Source organism: Paenibacillus cellulositrophicus, from assembly GCF_009363095.1.
Classification (GTDB): domain Bacteria; phylum Bacillota; class Bacilli; order Paenibacillales; family Paenibacillaceae; genus Paenibacillus_AQ; species Paenibacillus_AQ favisporus.
On sequence record NZ_CP045295.1, the window covers coordinates 1,474,078 to 1,492,232 of the forward strand.

Below are 18,155 nucleotides of genomic sequence, written 5' to 3' on the forward strand. Positions count from 1 at the left end.
TCCTTTCGGTCCTGGAGAGGATCCGAAATTTTCATCACCATCGTTTGAAGCAAGGATCAATTTTCATGTACTATCCTAACATAAAACAAACTGGAACGGTATCCCTTTCTGGTCACGATTTGGACGAATTGAGCAGGTTTTTGCCTGAGTCGGCCGCCGGGGTATAAAATAGCTTCCCATTTCTCACGCTAAAGGTACTTATCATTCTCAAGGAGGTACTTTTATGTCGAAAGGAAAATGGGTGGGCATCGGAACGGCAACCGTTTGCGGCGCGCTCGCGTTATTTTTGCTGCTCCCGCGCTCGGACAGCCGGCAGCAGGCCGCCGAATCCCCTCCGGTCCCGGCTCCGCATCAGGAGCATCGTTTAAAGAACAGCATGATGGCACAGGATATCGCTTCAACCGACCATTTGACACGGCTGGATGCGAGACAGCATCTGACGGCGATGCTGAACAATCTGGGCAGCGCAAAGCCAAAGCAGATTACCGATTATGTACGGAATTTGCAGAAAACCCATGACCATTTTTCCATGCTGGTGTGGCAGGATCCTAAGCTGAATCAACCGCTTAAATTTACCAAAAAGGAAGACTCCTGGACCTCCCACGACCGGAAAAGGCTGGATCATTATTTAAGTATAGCCAAGCAGCAGGTGAAGAATCACCAGACGTACCAGTCCCCCTCCTTCAAGATGGCGGGCAAGCAGTACTTCGTCATCGCGGAACCGTCGGCCAAAAGTAATCAGAGCGTCATCGCCTTAATGAATCAAAAAATACTGCTCGACGTGGAAAATCATCAGAAGAAAAACCTGCGGCTGATCCCTTACCCGAGAGAGGGCAAATTTAAAGTCGAATCGGTTCACGCCGACACGCTGCGCGATTTGACGGTCAAGACGGGACATGATAACGAAAACGCCAGCCACTTCTACGAGAACGAAATCGTCGTCCGCTTCCGCCAGGATCCGTCTCCGGACGAGATGAACCGGATCAAAGGTGACGTCAAAGCGGAATCCGCCCGAAAACTCGGATATGCTTACGTCTTCCGTTCCAGTACGATGGATTACAGCCAGTTGAAGGTATATTTCTTAAACCACTGGAATGCGCATTATGTAGAACCGCATTATTTATATTTAACCAACGATACTGTTCCGGAAACAGGCAGCCTTCCGAACGTGCCGAATGACCTGCTGTTTGCGAAGTACCAGTGGAACCTCCCGGCGATTGAAACGAACCAGGGATGGGATTTATCCAAGGGAAGCAACGATGTCATTGTTGGTATCGTGGACACCGGCGCAGACATTAACCACCCGGATCTTCAAGGCCAGCTGTTGTCCGGCTACAACGTCGTGGATCCCGGCAGCGACCCGCTGGACGATGTAGGTCACGGCACGCATGTGGCCGGCATCATCGGGGCCGTCGTCAACAACAATGAAGGCGTGGCCGGCATCAGCTGGTATAACAAAATATTGCCGGTGAAGGCGCTTGATAAATCGGGATCAGGCACAACCTATTCGGTGTCGGAAGGCATCATCTGGGCGGCGGATCATGGAGCCAAAGTCATTAATTTGAGCTTGGGCAACTACGCCGATTCCCAGTTCCTGCACGATGCGATAAGATACGCCTACGACAAGGACGTCGTGCTCGTTTCCGCGGCAGGGAACGACAACACCGAGCGGCCGGGCTTCCCTGCGGCCTATCCCGAAGTACTCGCCGTTGCTGCGACCGATGCAAACATGAAGAAAGCCTCCTATTCCAATTACGGGGATTATATCGACGTGGCCGCGCCTGGGACGAGCATTGCCAGCACCTATCCGGGCAACCAGTACGCCGCCCTGTCCGGAACGTCGATGGCCAGTCCGCATGTCGCCGCCATGGCCGCGCTGATCCGCTCGCGGAATCCGGACTTGACCAATAAACAAGTGATGGACATTATGTGCCAAAGCACCATTGACCTTGGGCCGAAAGGACATGACAAATATTACGGCAACGGTCAAATTGATATCTATAAAGCGCTGCAGGCAGCAGGCGGCGGAAATACCCCGCTTCAGCTGTGGCCGCAGCATGTACAGAACCAGATGAATTCGATCATGGGCAGTGAGAGCGTGAAAACCAAATAAATTCCACCAAAGATAAGGCAATCCGCCCCCTGCAGGAGCGGGTTGCCTTTTTTAGAGCACGAGTTACCGTGTACGTTTGGCTCTCGACTTGCGGGCTGCGCGTTTCGGACCTCTGTAAGCGGAAACCGTACCTATAATGTTTTCGTCGCGAACGACATAGTTATAGCAGTGTTTAGGAACGGGGACACAGTGATGTCTTTTTACAATTTCAACCGTGTGGACAATCGGAACGACCTGCGGATAGTAATAATCTTGATAAACCACAGTTGGATCGGTATAAACCGGGTCTGCAGGAGGACAATTAAAGCAGTGGCTCATTCGATAAGCATCTCCCTTCATAAATTTAATATAGTCTATTATGGAGATCCCAATCGGGATTGTACGTTTGTCCTTAGCTGAAAGGTATCCGTCTAAAACAGGCTTGACCCGGTGATCGGACGGCAAAAAGGCGGTATCCCGTATAATTACGGGATACCGCCTTGATTACGTCATCCTAATAAGAACTGTTGGCAGTTAGGAAAGTTTTACGTAAGCCGGGTTCTGTGCTCGTCGTGGTGCATTCGGGAACTACCCTCCCACGGATAAGCGACAATCATCTATCTAGGCCAACCATTACTGATTGGCTCCAGCGACCAACCCGAACGCGCCTCGGGCAAAGGCTGCTTCTCGAGGAAGCTGCGTTCCATTAGGTCTTGCTCCAGGTGGGGTTTACCAGGAACGAAGTCACCAACGCTCCTCGGGGTCTCTTACACCTCGGTTCCATCCTTGCCTGTGCTGCTGCAAGCAGCAGCCATCGGCGGTCCATTTCTGTGGCACTATCCTTCAACTCGCGCTGACTGGACGTTATCCAGCACCCTGCCCTACGGAGCCCGGACTTTCCTCTCGCGGCGCCTTACGCGCCGCCAGCGATTGTCTGTCAAACTTTCCGGACAACAAAAAATATTATACTAGGAATTGCCGCCGGACACAATGGCAAATGCCTATTAATTTAACGAAAATTACCGTTTTTACATAAAGCGGAACGGCTCGGTGTTGATTTGGGACGCGGCGACTTTCGTATCATAGCGGCTGTCCGACAGCTTGGCCTGCAGCCATTCGGCCGTTTTGGCCTTCATGATTTTCTCGGCATTGTGCCCCGGATCGATCAGGGCAATCCCGGCCATCAGCGCATCCTGCGCGGTGTGATAATCGATGTCTCCGGTCACGAGCACGTCAGCCCCGCGGAATATCGCGGAATTCACGTAGCGGCTGCCAGATCCGCCAAGAACGGCGGCCTTGCCGATCTTACGGTTCAGGTCGCCAACGACCCGGACATGCGGCACATCCAGCTTTTCCTTGACCACGTCGACGAATTCGGCCAGCGTCACCGGTTCCCGAAGCTTCCCTACCCGGCCAAGCCCGTAACTGCGCCCTTTCAAGTCAACCGGATACAGATCGTAAGCCACCTCTTCATAAGGATGCGCCTTGATCATCGCCTGAACGATCTTGTTTCGGATCCCTTGGGGGACGATGGTCTCGATCCGAACCTCCTCCACCTGCTCCAGCTTCCCTGGCTTGCCGATATAAGGTTCCGTTCCTTCCTGTGGCAAAAAGGTGCCCATGCCCTGCACGTTAAAGCTGCAGTGGCTGTAATTACCGATAGCACCCGCTCCTGCGTCCAGCATGGCGGTCCGGACCTTCTCTGCATCGGCGGCCGGAACAAACACGACCAGCTTGTACAGCTTCTCGGCATGCACCTCATCCAGCGGTACGCCGTCCGCAATGCCAAGCGCTTCAGCCATCCAATCGTTCATGCCTCCCTCGGCAATATCGAGATTGGTGTGGCTGATATAGACGGCGATGTCATGCTTGATCAGCTTCTCATATATTTTTCCCATCGGGGTGTCGGTCTGAAGCTGTTTGAGCGGACGGAAAATGATGGCGTGATGCGCTACGATCAAATCCGCGCCGATCGCAATAGCCTCCTCGACCACTTCGTCATTGACATCAAGCGCCACCAGCACGCTCTTGATCTCCTTCTGCAGGCTGCCCAGCTGCAGCCCGATCCGGTCGTCCGGCACCGCCAAGTGTTTGGGGGCGAGCTGCTCCATATATTGAATTACCGTTTGTCCTTTTGCAAACATGCAAGCACCTCCCTGATTTGTTTCATTTCTTCTGTCAGCTCTCTGGCCTTGGCTGCGGCAGAAGGCAGCTTGGAGGACGATACGGACTTCAGAATGCCCTCCATCTTCACCAGTTCGCCCTGCCATTTGGCCACAAACACTTCATTTGGCTGCTCCAGCAGCCAAGGGCCCATGCGGATCAACAGCTCACTCGTAAGGATTATGTGGCCGCCGGCTTCCCCGGCCTTCCATGAGCGCTCCCGGTACAACTCCTCATTCGACCGTACAGGTGATGAATGCTCCGGTACAGCTGTCAAAATCTCATATATTTTGCCGTCTTCCTCGATAATCATCTCGGACACCAGCACCCAGGCATGATCGAGCAGCCACCGGCGCAGCAAATCTTCGCCGACGTTCGGCTGCAGGATGAGCCGCTTCACCCCGGTCAGTTTATCCTGCCCCTCGTTCAAAATGCTCGCGATCAGGCTTCCGCCCATGCCGGCGATCGTAATCACATCCACTTCCCCCGGCGAAATGACCGCCAGGCCGTCTCCGAGCCGCACCGAAATGTCCTCACCCCGTCCAGCTTCGGCCACCTGCTTGGCCGCCGCCTGTAGCGGGCCTTGATTGACTTCTCCCGCCACGGCCTTTATAGCTCTCCCCGCCTCAACGGCTGCTACCGGCAGAAGCGCGTGGTCCGAACCAATATCCGCGAGGCGGCTTCCATCGGGAATTTGCTCCATAATAAGCTGTAATCTTCTTGATAATTTCATATGTCCACCGTCACCATCAGTTATTTTTATCCCTTCCTTTACCCTACCAAACGGCAGGTCCTTTCTGCAAATCGGCAGCAGCAGAAGCGGAAGCGGCTCCCTGCAATACACACTTCCAATCTTTGGATAAATGTCCAGATCATTTGCATTGGCTCGTTAAAAGCGCTAAAATAAAAACAAATTAAGGAAATAATTCTAAAAGAAAACAGAACTTACAAGCAGGCTGTCCGGCAGAAGCCTCAGAAATACATAGCCTGCTCGCTGCGATATAAGAAAGCCCAAACTCCAAAGCTTATATCCAATCTTATATCTAAAAAAAGGACCTTGCTGGCGGCACGCCGCAGAAGGTCCAAGTTGGTTTCGCTATTCGAGAAAATCCTTAAGCCGTTTGCTGCGGCTTGGATGGCGAAGCTTCCGGAGCGCTTTGGCTTCGATTTGGCGAATCCGTTCACGGGTAACGCCAAACACTTTGCCCACTTCCTCAAGCGTCCGGGTTCGGCCGTCATCCAGACCGAAACGAAGCCGGAGCACATTCTCCTCACGTTCAGTCAGCGTATCGAGCACATCTTCCAGCTGTTCCTTCAGCAGCTCGTAGGCCGCCGCATCCGCAGGAGCAAGCGCCTCCTGATCCTCGATAAAATCTCCCAGGTGGGAATCATCCTCTTCCCCGATCGGCGTCTCAAGCGACACCGGCTCTTGGGCAATCTTCATGATTTCCCGGACCTTCTCCACACTGAGTTCCATCTCGGCCGCGATTTCCTCCGGCGTTGGTTCGCGCCCCAATTCCTGCAGCAGCTGACGGGATACCCGAATCAGCTTGTTGATCGTTTCCACCATATGAACCGGAATCCGGATCGTTCTCGCTTGGTCAGCGATCGCGCGCGTAATGGCCTGGCGAATCCACCAAGTGGCATACGTACTGAATTTGAACCCTTTATTATGGTCAAATTTCTCAACGGCCTTGATCAGGCCCATGTTGCCTTCCTGAATCAAATCAAGGAAGAGCATGCCGCGGCCGACGTAGCGTTTGGCGATACTGACAACGAGACGCAGGTTCGCTTCAGCCAGCCGGCGCTTCGCTTCCTCGTCCCCGTTCATAATCCGCTTAGCCAGTTCCACCTCATCGTCAGCGGACAAGAGAGGCACCCGGCCGATTTCCTTGAGATACATCCGTACGGGATCGTTGATCTTAATGCCCGGCGGCAAAGACAGATCATCGTCAAAATTAAAGTCATCATTGTCGTTTCCGTCATGGTCTTCGCCTTGACGCAAATTGCTGACTTCCTCGTCATTCTCATTGACCACTTCAATACCCAAATCGCCCAGATGCTCATAAAACTCATCCATCTGTTCAGGGTCTTGGTCGAACGGCGATAGTTTTTCCATAATATCTTTGTAATTCAGTGACGATCTCTTTTTACCCTGCTCAATCAGCTGATCCTTAACCTGATCGAGCGTAAATTCTGTCTCTAGTTCAGTATGCTGATCATTCGCCATATTTCGACTCCCTCCTCCCTAGAAACCATCGAAGCAACGATTACTGTCTCTCTAGGGCTATAATCTCACTTGCAATTTGTGCAGCACGCAAAAAGTCTCCGGACCGTTCGGCAGATATCATTTCTTCTTTCTTCTGCTCTATTTTCCGTTGTTGCGGGACCTTTTGCACCTCCCGAATGCAATCATCCAGCTCTTGCACGCTCCACTCCCGCGGCATATCCATCATGGAGATGGAGCTGACGGTTTTCTCGAGGCGATCGTCGTGGAGCGACGACATAAACCGGCTGATATCCGGTGATTTGCCCTGTGCATAATAGGCATATAGATAAGCAGCAATCGCTGCATGATCATCAATGTTAAACGCGTCCCCAAGCCGTTCTTCCACGTAGCGGGCGGCCTCGGCATCCTGCAGCATCATGGCTAAAAGGCGACGTTCTCCGGTATGATAAGCCGGCAGTAATGTCGGGGCGGGAACATGCCCTTTTTTATGCCTACCATTATTCCACCTTTTGTCGTTATTATCCCCATCCGGCATGTTTTTTTGCATCGACTGGCGGATCTCGTTGCAATCCTGCTTCAAGCTGTCAAAGGAAAGCTGCAATTCTGAAGATAATTCCCTTAAATATACCTCCCGTTCGGTGGAAGAAGGCAGCACCGCGATGATGGGCAGGACTTCCTTCGTGTAGGCGATTTTTCCATCTTCTTCTAGGAGTATATGGTTTTTTTTCAGATATATAAGCTTAAATTTTGTGGTTGAAACGGCGCCCTCGATAATCTGCCGCATGAACCGTTCCGCCCCGTATTTACGGATGAATTCGTCAGGATCCAGCCCATCGCTGAGCACCGCGATCCTGATGTTCAGCCCCACGTTTTCAAGCAGCGGAATCACCTTCATTGCCGCAGCTTGTCCAGCCCGGTCTCCGTCGTAGCACACCAGCACTTCGTCCGCCATCGTCTTCATCAGAGAGGCATGATTCTCCGTTAAGGACGTGCCCATCGTGGCTACGCCGTTCTGAACCCCTGCTTCCCATGCCGAGATCACGTCCCCGTATCCTTCAAAAAGAACAATCTGCCGCGATTTGCGAATGGACGGTCTGGCCTGATGCAGGTTGTACAGCGTCCGGCTTTTGTTAAAGAGCTTGCTCTCAGGCGAATTCAAATACTTCGGCTGCCCTTCGCCAAGAATCCTGCCAGCGAAAGCGATCACCTTGCCGCTGCGGTCATGGATCGGAAACATGATCCGGTCCCGGAAACGGTCCAAGTAATCCCCGCCGTCACTGCGCTTGGTCAGCAATCCGCCCTTCTCCGCCTCTTCGAGATCAAAGGAGCGCCTGGACAGAAACTGGACCAGCGTATTCCACGTATCCGGAGCGTACCCGATCTGGAACAAATCGATCATCTTGTCGGTGAAGCCCCGCTGCCGCAAGTAATCCATGGCTGCCTTGCCATGCTCCGTATTTTTCAGTAAATAGTGATAAAACTTCGCTGTCCATTCGTAGGCCTGAAGCAGGCGGTCTCTCTCGGGATTCGGCTGATGCGCCGGTCCCCCCAGCCCTTCCGGTACCGCGATGTGGCTCTCTTCCGCCATGACTTTAACGGCTTCGGGAAAAGATAATCCTTCGATTTCCATCCTGAATTTGATGGCATTTCCACCCTTGCCGCAGCCGTAGCAGTAAAAGATTTGCCGCTCAGGCGTGACCGTGAAAGACGGTGTTTTCTCCGAATGAAACGGGCAGAGGCCTTTCATGTATTTCCCCTGCTTGGTCAGATGAACGTACCTGCTTACCGTATCGACGATATCGTGCTGCTCCAGCACCGCGTCGATGACCTTCTCCGGAATGCTTCCATGTCCGGCACTCATCATAACCACCTTCATCTCTTTTTGCACGTAAAATATAATTCGCTATCGTTATACGTTCTCCTGCAAATCCTGCAAAAGTTTTGTCAGTTTCTGTTGAAAAATTCTTTTATCCTCCGCCGTGATCGGTTTCGGACCTTTGGAATGCTTGCCGTTCCTACGCGCTTTGGCCTGATGGTGCCTGCGGTCGAGCATAAACTCGATGTCCTCGTTATGAAACTGCATGCCCCGAAAGGAGAGTACATAGCAATGTTTCGACAAGGCCAAGGCGGCCAGTCCGTAGTCCTGGGTAATCACAACGTCCCCCCGGCGGATATGATTGGCGATGTATAGGTCGGCGCTCTGATCGCTCCGGTCCACCTGAACGGTCCGCACACCCTCCCCGGCCTGGATCAAGTGATCGAACGAAGAGACCATCAGCACGGGAACGCCAAAAGCCTTAGCCGCTGCGGCAATCTCCTGTTTCACCGGACAGGCGTCGCCGTCCACAACGATTTGTCTGTCATCCATAGCCGATTCGAGCCCACCTGTCATTCTTGGTATTCCGTACTATTATATACGAGCCAGTCCTATAAAAATCCTTCCGGGACGGACATTACAACTTCTGACAGTGCTGCAGGAAACTTTTGCGTACATAGAATGAACTAAAGAAAAATAAAACAGGAAGCTGAATGAGAAACTTCAGTTCAATCTTATATACATGAAAAAGATACGAAAACGGGACCGATTTGTTTCGTCCCGCTTCCGTATTCTTTTACCCGAAACCTTTACAGGTTTACCATACCAGCTTGTTAAAATCGGCAAACTGCTTCAAATCGCGGTCGATCGATGCCAATAGACCCAGACGGTTAGCCCGGACCCGCTCATCCTCGGCCATGACCATGACGGAATCAAAGAACTTCGTAACGGCTTCCTTAATGTCGGCAAGAAGAGCAAGGGCTTTGGCGCCATCACGCTCCGACAGCGCTGCATGGTAATCGGCGGTGATGGACTGCCATGCGCGGAACAGATTGGACTCGGCTTCTTCCACGAAGAGCGGCTCCTGAACTTCTGCCTTTTCCGCTTTGGCTGCCAGATTGCTGACACGGTTGAAGGATTCAACAGTCGTCTTGAAATCGTCTCCGCTGTTAACCGCCTGCATCAGCGCTTCCCCGCGGGATACGACGGAGATGACATCGTCGAATCCGGCGGAAATGACCGCGTCCACCACGTCGTAGCGGAGCGTCTCGGAGAGCAGCTTCTTCACACGGAGGCCGAAGAATTCGGCCAGATCCTTGCGGATGTCATCCGGCTGGCGGTCCAAGCTGCGAAGCTCTGCATGCACGCCGAGCGCGATGTCGAACAGCTGGGACAGCGTGAGCGGCATCTGCTTAGCCAGCAAAATCTGCACGATGCCCTGGGACTGGCGTCTCAGCGCATAAGGGTCCTGGGAGCCGGTCGGGATGATGCCGATTGAGAAGCAGCCGACGATCGTGTCGATCTTGTCTGCAATGCTGACGATGGAACCCACCAGGCTGGACGGAACGTCATCCGATGCCGAACGCGGCTGGTAATGCTCGAATACCGCCTTGGCCACGTCTTCCCTTTCGCCGGCTTTGCGGGCATAGTCTTCGCCCATGACGCCTTGCAGTTCAGGGAATTCATACACCATTTGCGTAACGAGGTCGAACTTGCAGATGTCCGCAGCGCGGCTTACCGATTCGCTGTCCGTTCCGGAAATTTGCAGCGCTTCTCCGATCTGGTCGGCGATACGGCGGATCCGGCGGACCTTATCGCCAACCGTGCCGATTTCCTCGTGGAAGACGATGCTTTCCAGCTTGGAGAGCGCGTCCTTGATCTCCAGCTTCTGGTCTTCCTCGTAGAAGAACTTGGCGTCCGACAGGCGGGCGCGAAGCACCTTTTCGTTCCCTTTGGCGATCACGTCAAGCGACCGCTTGTCGCCGTTGCGCACCGTTACGAAGAACGGCAGCAGCTGTCCCTGGCCATCCAGAACAGGGAAGTACCGCTGATGCTCCCGCATGGAAGTGATCAGTACTTCCTGTGGAATGTTCAGGAAGGAAGGATCGAATGTTCCGAAGAGCACTGTCGGGGTTTCTACCAGGAACAGCACTTCCTCCAGCAGATCGTCCTTGACCGCAATGGTCCAGTTTTTCTCTGCAGCAAGCGACTCGATCTGCTCCAGAATCATGCCTTCGCGTTCCTTCACATCTACGATGACGTGCTGGCCGCGCAATACTTCCTGGTAAGCGCCGGCTTCCGGCACAACGGCTTCCGTTCCGAGGAAACGGTGGCCGCGGGTCACGTTGCCCGACTTCACGCCGGTCACTTCCAGATCAATGACGTCCGTGCCGAACAGGGCTGTAATCCAGCGGATCGGACGGATAAATTTATATTCATAGCTGCCCCAGCGCATATGCTTAGGGAATGTCATCGAAGAGAGGATGCCGAGCAGTGCCTCAGACAGTAGCGCAGAAGTCTCAACACCGTTGCTGCTCTTCGTGACGTAAATGTATTCCACGCCGTTCAGCTCTTTGAACGTAAACTGCTCGGGATCTACGCCTTGTCCGCGGGCGAAGCCAAGCGCGGCTTTGCTCCAGTTGCCGTTCTCGTCGAGGGCGATTTTGCGGGACGGGCCCTTCACTTCCTCCTGCACGTCCTCCTGCTTCTCCGCAACCGATTTAACAAGCACGGCCAAGCGGCGGGGGGTTGCGTAGGAGTGAACTTCGCCGTAGGCGATCCGGGACTGCTCCAGCCATTTCACCATGCGTTCTTTCAGTTGCTCCATCGCTGCGCGTAAAAACCGTGCCGGCACTTCCTCCAGGCCGATTTCAAACAACAGGTCCTTAGACATTCAGGTCGCCTCCTTTCTTCAGCAGCGGGAAGCCGAGCTTCTCGCGCTCCTCCATGTAGATTGCCGCCACCTGGCGGGCCAGATTGCGCACCCGCGTAATATAGCCAGTACGCTCCGTAACGCTGATGGCTCCCCTTGCGTCGAGAAGGTTGAACGTGTGCGAGCATTTCAGGACGTAGTCATATGCCGGAAATACGAGATTCCGCTCCATCGCCTTGCCTGCTTCCTGCTCGTACATGTTGAACAGCGTAAACAGCATTTTCACGTCGGACACTTCAAAGGTATACGTGGAATGCTCCACTTCCGCTTGATGGAACACATCACCGTAAGAAATGCCGTCAACCCACTCCAGGTCAAATACGTTTTCCTTCTCCTGAATGTAGGAAGCCAGGCGCTCCATGCCGTAGGTAATTTCCACGGCGACCGGGTTCGTTTCGATACCGCCCACCTGCTGGAAGTATGTGAACTGGGTGATTTCCATACCGTCCAGCCATACTTCCCAGCCGAGACCCGCGCATCCAAGCGAAGGGTTCTCCCAGTTGTCCTCGACAAAGCGGATATCGTGGTCGAGCGCATCCACTCCGAGCGCCTTCAGGCTGTCGAGATACAGCTCCTGAATGTTGTCCGGACTCGGTTTGATGATCACCTGGAACTGGTGATGCTGATAGAGCCGGTTCGGGTTCTCCCCGTAACGGCCGTCCGATGGCCGGCGGGAAGGTTCTACATAGGCTACCTTCCAGGGTTCCGGTCCGAGAGAACGCAAAAACGTCATCGGGTTCATCGTGCCGGCCCCTTTTTCCGTGTCATAGGGATTCACGATAATGCAATTCTGATTGGCCCAGAACTGCTGCAGCGTCAGAATCATCTGCTGAAAGTTCATATACGACTCTCCTTCATTTGAAAATTGGGGGGAATGGACGGATACCCGTCAACAATGATCACATTTCTGTACAACAAAAAGCTCCCGCCCTATGCCTGTTGTACAGACATAGGGACGAGAGCTGATCCCGCGGTTCCACCCTACTTGGCTGCCCCTCACTTTAGCCAGGAACAACCCACTTTTCCGATTTCATTTCACACTCCCGAAGTGCCGGTTCATGGATTCCTTCCGCCAGGCTTGCACCCTCCCCGGCTCGCTAACAGGAATGGAAGACCCACTACTTCTTCGATCATTGCGTGTCAGACAATTTAATTAGAAACTTAATATATACTACAGGAAATGATTCCGATAGTCAAGATCTCCTGCAACAGGTCCTACAGCCCGTACTTCTCCATCTGATCGAGGAAACCCCGCGACTTCAAATTCAGCCCCAGCTGCATATCCATAAATGCCCGCATGACTGCCTTCAGCTCCGCCTTGGTCTCTTCCTTCACATCGACGTGGCCAAGCCGCCGCAAATCGAGCTGGGCAAACAGACGCAGCAGCTTCATCGTCCGGGGTGAAATCCCCATGGCCTGAGAATCCAAGTGCTTGCACGCCCGGCACAGTACACCTCCGAGCCGCGGACTCACCCAATACCGTTCCTCCTGTGGTGAAATATCCTTTCCACAAGAAATGCAGGATGACAGTTCGGGACCGTATCCTGCAGTCTGCAATATTTTCATCTCATACAAGTTGATAATGACAGCGGGGTCTTTGCCATCTTCCAGCGCATCTAGACACGCCTTAAGCTGCTGGAACCAGAAGCTCCCCGTCTCCTCGTCCTGAAGCACGCGGTCAAGCAGCTCGCAGGCGTAGGAGGCATAAGCGGCAAGAACGATGTCCTCGCGCAGCACGTGATGGGATTGCATAATTTCCCCCGCATTCAGCGTGCCGAGTCCCGTGCCGTTTCTGAAAAATACGTATTCCGCTGTCGTAAACAGCTGTGTCAGTGCAGCATGGCGGCTTTTCACCTTTTTGGCGCCACGGACAAGTAAGCCTACTTTACCCGCGTTTTCGGTGCAAATCGTAATGATTTTGTTCCCTTCGCCGTAGTCCATGCTGCGGATGACGATCCCTTCCACCCTGTATAGCATGCTTCTTCCCCCAGCCATTCCCGGAGCAGCCAAAGATCATTCGTTCTCTTCATAGGTATCCGTCTCATCCAGCAGCTGCGCCGCAGCCGCCGTCTCCGCTTCATCCGCCGTCATGCCGGCGGCCTGTTTATAGAGCAAGTAAGCATCCACATCTCCAGTCATCGCAAAATACTTCCACGAAAAATCTCGCATTCGTATTCATCCTTTCTTCGGAAATGGCGTCTGCATCTTCAAAAAATAGGATGTTACGAAAGCCGTGAAACTATGTGTTGCAATTCCTGCCAAGCCGGGATTCCCCCGCCGGCATTGGGATGCTCACTAGTCGCGGTTAAAGCCCAGATCGCGAAGAATCCGCTCTTGGTTGCGCCAGTCTTTTTTCACTTTTACCCACAGCTCGAGGAAAATTTTCGAGCCAAGCAGGTTTTGGATATCCTGCCGCGCCTGCTTGCCGACTTCCTTCAACAGCGAGCCCTGCTTGCCGATGATGATGCCCTTCTGCGAATCCCGTTCCACGAAAATCACCGCCGAAATATACACGACGCCGTTGTCCTGCACGCGCATATCTTCGATCGTGACCGCGATGGAATGCGGAACCTCTTCGCGGGTCATATGCAAAATTTTCTCCCGGATCAGCTCCGCGCAGACGAACTGCTCGGGATGGTCCGTGACCTGATCTTCCGGATAGTACTGCGGCCCTTCAGGCAAATACTTCTCCACCTGCTCGAGCAGGGTGTTCACGTTGTTGCCATGCATGGCCGAAATCGGCACGATCTCGGCGAATTCGTGCAGCTTGCGGTATTCCTCGATGATCGGAAGCAGCGCCGGAGGCTCGATTTTGTCAATCTTGTTGAGCACGAGAATGACCGGCGTCTTCACCTTCTTCAGCTGTTCGATGATATAGCGATCCCCGCCCCCGAATCCTTCGGACGTATCGGCCAGAAACAGTACAGCCTCCACCTCCTGCAGTGTATTCAGCGCGGTATTGTTCATGAAATCGCCAAGCTTGGATTGGCGCTTGTGAATGCCCGGCGTATCGAGAAACACGATTTGGGAGTGATCCGTCGTATATACGCCATGAATTTTGTTGCGCGTCGTTTGCGGCTTGTCCGACATAATGGCGATTTTCTGGCCGATGACTTGATTCATCAGCGTCGATTTCCCCACGTTCGGTCTGCCTATAATGGCCACAAAGCCTGATTTGAATGACGGTTTCGCCATGTAAGTCATTACCCTCCTATAATGCTTCCTTAAGCAGGAAGACCATCAGGGCCCGCATTCTTCGTACCGCGGCAAAACATGATGCTCACCGCCGCCGAAGATGGGGCCCCAGTTTTATATGTGTGTATTCCAATGGATCGTGCAGCTTATTCGCTGTCACTGTGTTTCAAGTCGGACGGTCCAAACGCACCCGGCAGCAGATCACGCACTGTGGTTTCCTGGATGTCCCCCTTCAGATTGCCCATGATGACTTTCATGTCGGGAGCACACAGCTCCACCAGGACCTGGCGGCACACGCCGCACGGCGAGATCGGACCTTCGGTATCTCCAACAACGGCAATCGCCTGGAAGCTGCCGGGCTGATGACCGTCTGCTACCGCACGGAACAGGGCGGTTCGTTCCGCGCAGTTGGTCGGCCCGTATGCCGCGTTCTCCACGTTGCAGCCGTGATGGATATGGCCCTCGGCGTCCAGCAGGGCCGCTCCCACGCCGAAGTGGGAATAAGGAGTGTAGGCCTTGGTCCGTGCCTTGATCGCTTCTTGCATTAATTGAGCTGTGTCCATAGTATGATTCCTCCTGTAACTTCTAATGTTGACTTCCCAGCCATGATGCGACAGGCTGATAGAACACAATAATGGCGACGACGACGGCAAAGATGGCCGTCAGCAGCACTGCGCCGGCTGCGGTATCTTTCGCCGCCTTCGCCATAGGATGCGGCTCCGGTGAAACCATATCCACGACGACCTCGACGGCGGTGTTCAGCAGCTCGGCGGCCATCACCATCGTGATTGCGACGAGCAGGAACAGCCACCTCTGCCACGTCAGCTGCAGCAGGGCGGCAGCGGCAATGACCACAACCGCCGCCACGGCATGAAACCGCATGTTCCGCTGGGTTTTCAATGCATATCCGATTCCTTCCGCGGCATAACTGAATGAAGCAAGGAAGGAGCGCTTAGCCATTACCGGGTCAACCCCACCTGGGCCAGGACAGCCTCCTGTTTGCCCATCATCTCCGCTTCGCTTTCCGCATCCTGATGGTCGTACCCGAGCAAGTGCAGAAATCCGTGAACGAACAGGAAGCCGATTTCACGCTCCATGGAGTGCCCGTATTCTTCGCTCTGCGCCTTGGCCCGGTCGAGGGAGATAATGATGTCGCCGAGCACCTCCGGCATATCGTGCAGCTCCTCGTCCTCTTCCAGCTCATACACGATGTCCAGCTCCTCGTCCAGGCTCTCGTTCATGGCGAAGGACAAGACGTCCGTCGGGCGGTCGATGCCGCGGTACTCGAGGTTCAGCTCATGAATCTGCTTATCGTCGACGAATGTGAGCGCCACTTCGCCGTCCTCCACGCCTTCCGCTTCCCCCGCCTTTTGCAGGATGACCTCCAGCGTGGCAATCAGCTCATCGCTGACCGGATGCTCATTTTGTTCATTGTTCCAAGCCAGATGCAGACCCATCTTTCAACCGCTCCTTCTATTCTCTTCATCCATCTTCGTTTTCTTGATTTCTTCTGGATACTCGATCCGGGAGTGGAAAATTCCCATGACGCTTTCTTTCAGCGTCTTTGCGATAATATCCAATTCCTTCATCGTCAGATCGCACTCGTTAAACTGGTGATCGTCCAGCCGGCTCTTGATGATTTTCTCGATCACCGATTCCACCTGAGTGACGGTCGGATTACGGAGGGACCGCACGGCAGCTTCGACGCTGTCCGCGATGCCGATGACGGCCGACTCTTTGGACTGAGCCTTCGGACCGGGGTAACGGAAATCCTCTTCCGTGAAATCCGGCTCTTTGCCCTGCTCCTCCGCCAGACGAAGCGCCTTGTGGTAGAAGAAATGCAGGAAGGTGGTGCCATGGTGCTGCTCGGCGATATCGCGAATCGGCTTCGGCAGCTTATAATCCTTGAGCATTTCGACCCCGTCCCTCGCATGCGCAATAATGATCGACTTGCTCAGCTTCGGATCGATCGAGTCGTGGGGGTTCTCCATATTGTTCTGGTTTTCTATAAAATAGCTTGGCCGTTTCGTCTTCCCAATATCATGGTAATACGATCCGACCCGGCACAGCAGCCCGTTGGCGCCAATCGCTTCGGCCGCTGCCTCCGACAAATTGCCGACCATGACGCTGTGGTGGTACGTTCCCGGCGTCTCGGTAAGCAGTTTGCGCAGGAGCGGGTGGTTCGGATTCGACAGCTCCACCAGTTTCAGGGCTGACAAGATGCCGAAGGTAACTTCAAAAAACGGCATCAGGCCGATGACCAGAATCGCGGTCAGCAATCCGCCCGCAAAGGCAAACCCCAGCGCGTAGAGCGTCGACATTTGCTGCCAGTCATCGTTGTCGATCAGGTTAATCAAAAATACGGTCAACGAGCCGAACAAGCAAACCATGATCCCGCCCTTCAGCAGGGTCGACCGCTGGCTTGCCTTATGGATCGTAAAAATCGCCACGTAGGATACGATCAGCGAGAACAAGCCGAACTTAAAATCAAACATTTGCCCCTGATGCACATTCAGGATGACGCTGGACAGAATACTGAAGACCATGGCGCAGAAAAACGCGAGCGACATGTCCAGCAGCAGCGTGACCAGCATCGAGCCGATGGCAACCGGCGCCAAATAGCCCAGATAGGGGCGCTCGCTGCTCTGCAAAATGCCGGCGACATGCATGGAAACGATCGTAATAATAAAAATAAGAACAAGCATCAGCAGCTGGGAATTGTTATACCCAAACTTGCCCCCGTTAAGCTGGCGGATGAACATCATGAGTCCTAAAGCCAGCAGAAGAGACAAAAGCAGCAGCCCAAACTGCGGCCAATAGTTGACGTCATTTTTGAGCAGGCCGTTATCATCCAGCAGGTTGTACAGCTCTTCCGTAATCAGCTCGCCTTTGGCGACAAGCACGCCGCCCTGCTTGATGTATACCGTAGGGGTATTTTCCCGGGCCTGAACTTTGGCTTCCTTCGTCGCCTCTTCGTCATAGAACTTGTTGGCCGTAATCGCGATCTTCGACAGCTCCTGCACTACCTCGCGCGCGGTGCGCTGGCTCAGAGAGCTCGTGCTGACCAGCTCAGCCACCTTGGCCCTTGCGGTCTGGGCGTCCACGATCTGGTCGTTGGTCAGACGCGATACGATTTCACGCGCCACCGGCTTCATCTCGGTAATATCGGCAGAGGTCAGACGCGGAATTTTGATGAAGGTCTCTTCCGGAATTTTATAGACCTGCTGGTTGGTCACCCTCAGCATTTCGTTCAGCAGCGCTTCGGAATAGGTGCCCGAACTCCGCGTATTATTGACGTAGTTCTGCACAAAATCCTGGGCGCGCTGCGGAATCTCCTGCCGGTAGATCGCCACCTTGTCCTCGCGGGAAACCTGGTCGTCCTGATTGAGCTTGTCGATCCGGTCAAGCAGCGAGGCGATCAGGCTATCGTTCCGGATCGGAACGATGGTATAAATCGGCTGCACGCGTTCGGCAGCTTCCTCCTGCGCCTTCAGGGTCGCTTTGTTGTTCGGAATCTGCATCGGCGCCGTAATTTCCTTCTCGCTGTGCGTGCCGACCTGAATGTTGTATTTTTCCGGAAGCAGATCCGGCGCCAGGCTCACGTAGAACAGAATGGCCAGACATAAAAAGAGAACATAGCGGGTTGCCGCGCTATGTTTCCATCCGATATTTTTAGTTGAGAAAGATTTGCCTGATGACGCTTCTTTCGAAGTCATAAAGATAATCC

Annotated in this window: 15 protein-coding genes and 1 other RNA gene; 1 reads left to right on the top strand and 15 read right to left on the bottom strand. The window is 53.7% G+C overall.

The window, feature by feature from the left end; translation table 11 throughout:
• Positions 1–223 precede the first annotated feature (223 nt).
• Positions 224–2,113 (top strand): S8 family peptidase, encoded by a 1,890-nt coding sequence (locus GCU45_RS06790; RefSeq protein ID WP_152398435.1) that lies wholly within the window; start codon positions 224–226, stop codon positions 2,111–2,113.
• A gap of 514 nt (positions 2,114–2,627) precedes the next feature.
• Here the strand turns inward: GCU45_RS06790 and rnpB are convergent.
• The 15 genes from rnpB to GCU45_RS06870 all read right to left on the bottom strand — a co-directional run bounded on the left by rnpB (position 2,628) and on the right by GCU45_RS06870 (position 18,144).
• An RNA gene (gene rnpB, locus GCU45_RS06800) (RNase P RNA component class A) lies at positions 2,628–3,038 on the bottom strand.
• 82 nt (positions 3,039–3,120) lie between these two features.
• Complete coding sequence (locus tag GCU45_RS06805) at positions 3,121–4,236, bottom strand: Nif3-like dinuclear metal center hexameric protein (RefSeq protein ID WP_152398436.1); 1,116 nt, start codon at positions 4,234–4,236, stop codon at positions 3,121–3,123.
• Positions 4,212–4,988, bottom strand: coding sequence for a tRNA (adenine(22)-N(1))-methyltransferase (locus GCU45_RS06810; RefSeq protein ID WP_152398437.1), 777 nt, complete (start codon positions 4,986–4,988; stop codon positions 4,212–4,214). Before GCU45_RS06810 ends, GCU45_RS06805 begins: the two co-directional genes overlap by 25 nt.
• 363 nt (positions 4,989–5,351) lie before the next feature.
• Positions 5,352–6,485 (bottom strand): RNA polymerase sigma factor RpoD, encoded by a 1,134-nt coding sequence (gene rpoD / locus GCU45_RS06815; RefSeq protein WP_116229511.1) that lies wholly within the window; start codon positions 6,483–6,485, stop codon positions 5,352–5,354.
• Positions 6,486–6,525: 40 nt separating this feature from the next.
• Positions 6,526–8,346, bottom strand: a complete 1,821-nt coding sequence (gene dnaG / locus GCU45_RS06820; protein ID WP_076170145.1) for a DNA primase — start codon at positions 8,344–8,346, stop codon at positions 6,526–6,528.
• A 48-nt stretch (positions 8,347–8,394) separates the two neighbouring features.
• Positions 8,395–8,853, bottom strand: a complete 459-nt coding sequence (locus GCU45_RS06825) for a YaiI/YqxD family protein (RefSeq protein ID WP_152398438.1) — start codon at positions 8,851–8,853, stop codon at positions 8,395–8,397.
• 265 nt (positions 8,854–9,118) lie between these two features.
• The gene (glyS, locus tag GCU45_RS06830; RefSeq protein WP_152398439.1) at positions 9,119–11,194 is read right to left on the bottom strand and encodes a glycine--tRNA ligase subunit beta; all 2,076 of its coding nucleotides are present in this window, start codon (positions 11,192–11,194) and stop codon (positions 9,119–9,121) included.
• The gene (glyQ, locus tag GCU45_RS06835; protein WP_152398440.1) at positions 11,187–12,074 is read right to left on the bottom strand and encodes a glycine--tRNA ligase subunit alpha; all 888 of its coding nucleotides are present in this window, start codon (positions 12,072–12,074) and stop codon (positions 11,187–11,189) included. Before glyQ ends, glyS begins: the two co-directional genes overlap by 8 nt.
• Before the next feature lie 374 nt (positions 12,075–12,448).
• Complete coding sequence (gene recO, locus GCU45_RS06840) at positions 12,449–13,210, bottom strand: DNA repair protein RecO (protein WP_152398441.1); 762 nt, start codon at positions 13,208–13,210, stop codon at positions 12,449–12,451.
• 36 nt (positions 13,211–13,246) lie between these two features.
• On the bottom strand, positions 13,247–13,402 hold the full coding sequence (locus GCU45_RS06845) for a YqzL family protein (protein WP_094598739.1): 156 nt from the start codon (positions 13,400–13,402) through the stop codon (positions 13,247–13,249).
• 126 nt (positions 13,403–13,528) lie between these two features.
• Positions 13,529–14,428: a GTPase Era gene (gene era, locus GCU45_RS06850; RefSeq protein ID WP_116229507.1), complete on the bottom strand. Its 900-nt coding sequence runs from the start codon at positions 14,426–14,428 to the stop codon at positions 13,529–13,531.
• 146 nt (positions 14,429–14,574) lie between these two features.
• Positions 14,575–14,991, bottom strand: coding sequence for a cytidine deaminase (locus GCU45_RS06855; RefSeq protein ID WP_152398442.1), 417 nt, complete (start codon positions 14,989–14,991; stop codon positions 14,575–14,577).
• 22 nt (positions 14,992–15,013) lie between these two features.
• Positions 15,014–15,388 carry a diacylglycerol kinase family protein gene (locus GCU45_RS06860; RefSeq protein WP_152398443.1) on the bottom strand — a complete coding sequence of 125 codons (375 nt, stop codon included), beginning with the start codon at positions 15,386–15,388 and terminating at the stop codon, positions 15,014–15,016.
• Complete coding sequence (ybeY, locus tag GCU45_RS06865; RefSeq protein WP_152398444.1) at positions 15,388–15,885, bottom strand: rRNA maturation RNase YbeY; 498 nt, start codon at positions 15,883–15,885, stop codon at positions 15,388–15,390. Before ybeY ends, GCU45_RS06860 begins: the two co-directional genes overlap by 1 nt.
• 3 nt (positions 15,886–15,888) lie before the next feature.
• Complete coding sequence (locus GCU45_RS06870) at positions 15,889–18,144, bottom strand: HD family phosphohydrolase (protein ID WP_152398445.1); 2,256 nt, start codon at positions 18,142–18,144, stop codon at positions 15,889–15,891.
• Positions 18,145–18,155 lie beyond the last annotated feature (11 nt).

Excerpts from the sequence above, each read along its gene's own strand:
- glyS (WP_152398439.1), bottom strand. The coding sequence starts at position 11,194 with ATGTCTAAGGACCTGTTGTTTGAAATCGGCCTGGAGGAAGTGCCGGCA.
- GCU45_RS06825 (WP_152398438.1), bottom strand. The coding sequence starts at position 8,853 with ATGGATGACAGACAAATCGTTGTGGACGGCGACGCCTGTCCGGTGAAA.
- GCU45_RS06810 (WP_152398437.1), bottom strand. The coding sequence starts at position 4,988 with ATGAAATTATCAAGAAGATTACAGCTTATTATGGAGCAAATTCCCGAT.
- GCU45_RS06855 (WP_152398442.1), bottom strand. The coding sequence starts at position 14,991 with ATGGACACAGCTCAATTAATGCAAGAAGCGATCAAGGCACGGACCAAG.
- glyQ (WP_152398440.1), bottom strand. The coding sequence starts at position 12,074 with ATGAACTTTCAGCAGATGATTCTGACGCTGCAGCAGTTCTGGGCCAAT.
- GCU45_RS06845 (WP_094598739.1), bottom strand. The coding sequence starts at position 13,402 with ATGCGAGATTTTTCGTGGAAGTATTTTGCGATGACTGGAGATGTGGAT.
- GCU45_RS06790 (WP_152398435.1), top strand. The coding sequence starts at position 224 with ATGTCGAAAGGAAAATGGGTGGGCATCGGAACGGCAACCGTTTGCGGC.
- GCU45_RS06870 (WP_152398445.1), bottom strand. The coding sequence starts at position 18,144 with ATGACTTCGAAAGAAGCGTCATCAGGCAAATCTTTCTCAACTAAAAAT.
- GCU45_RS06860 (WP_152398443.1), bottom strand. The coding sequence starts at position 15,388 with ATGGCTAAGCGCTCCTTCCTTGCTTCATTCAGTTATGCCGCGGAAGGA.
- dnaG (WP_076170145.1), bottom strand. The coding sequence starts at position 8,346 with ATGAGTGCCGGACATGGAAGCATTCCGGAGAAGGTCATCGACGCGGTG.
- GCU45_RS06805 (WP_152398436.1), bottom strand. The coding sequence starts at position 4,236 with ATGTTTGCAAAAGGACAAACGGTAATTCAATATATGGAGCAGCTCGCC.
- era (WP_116229507.1), bottom strand. The coding sequence starts at position 14,428 with ATGGCGAAACCGTCATTCAAATCAGGCTTTGTGGCCATTATAGGCAGA.
- ybeY (WP_152398444.1), bottom strand. The coding sequence starts at position 15,885 with ATGGGTCTGCATCTGGCTTGGAACAATGAACAAAATGAGCATCCGGTC.
- rpoD (WP_116229511.1), bottom strand. The coding sequence starts at position 6,485 with ATGGCGAATGATCAGCATACTGAACTAGAGACAGAATTTACGCTCGAT.
- recO (WP_152398441.1), bottom strand. The coding sequence starts at position 13,210 with ATGCTATACAGGGTGGAAGGGATCGTCATCCGCAGCATGGACTACGGC.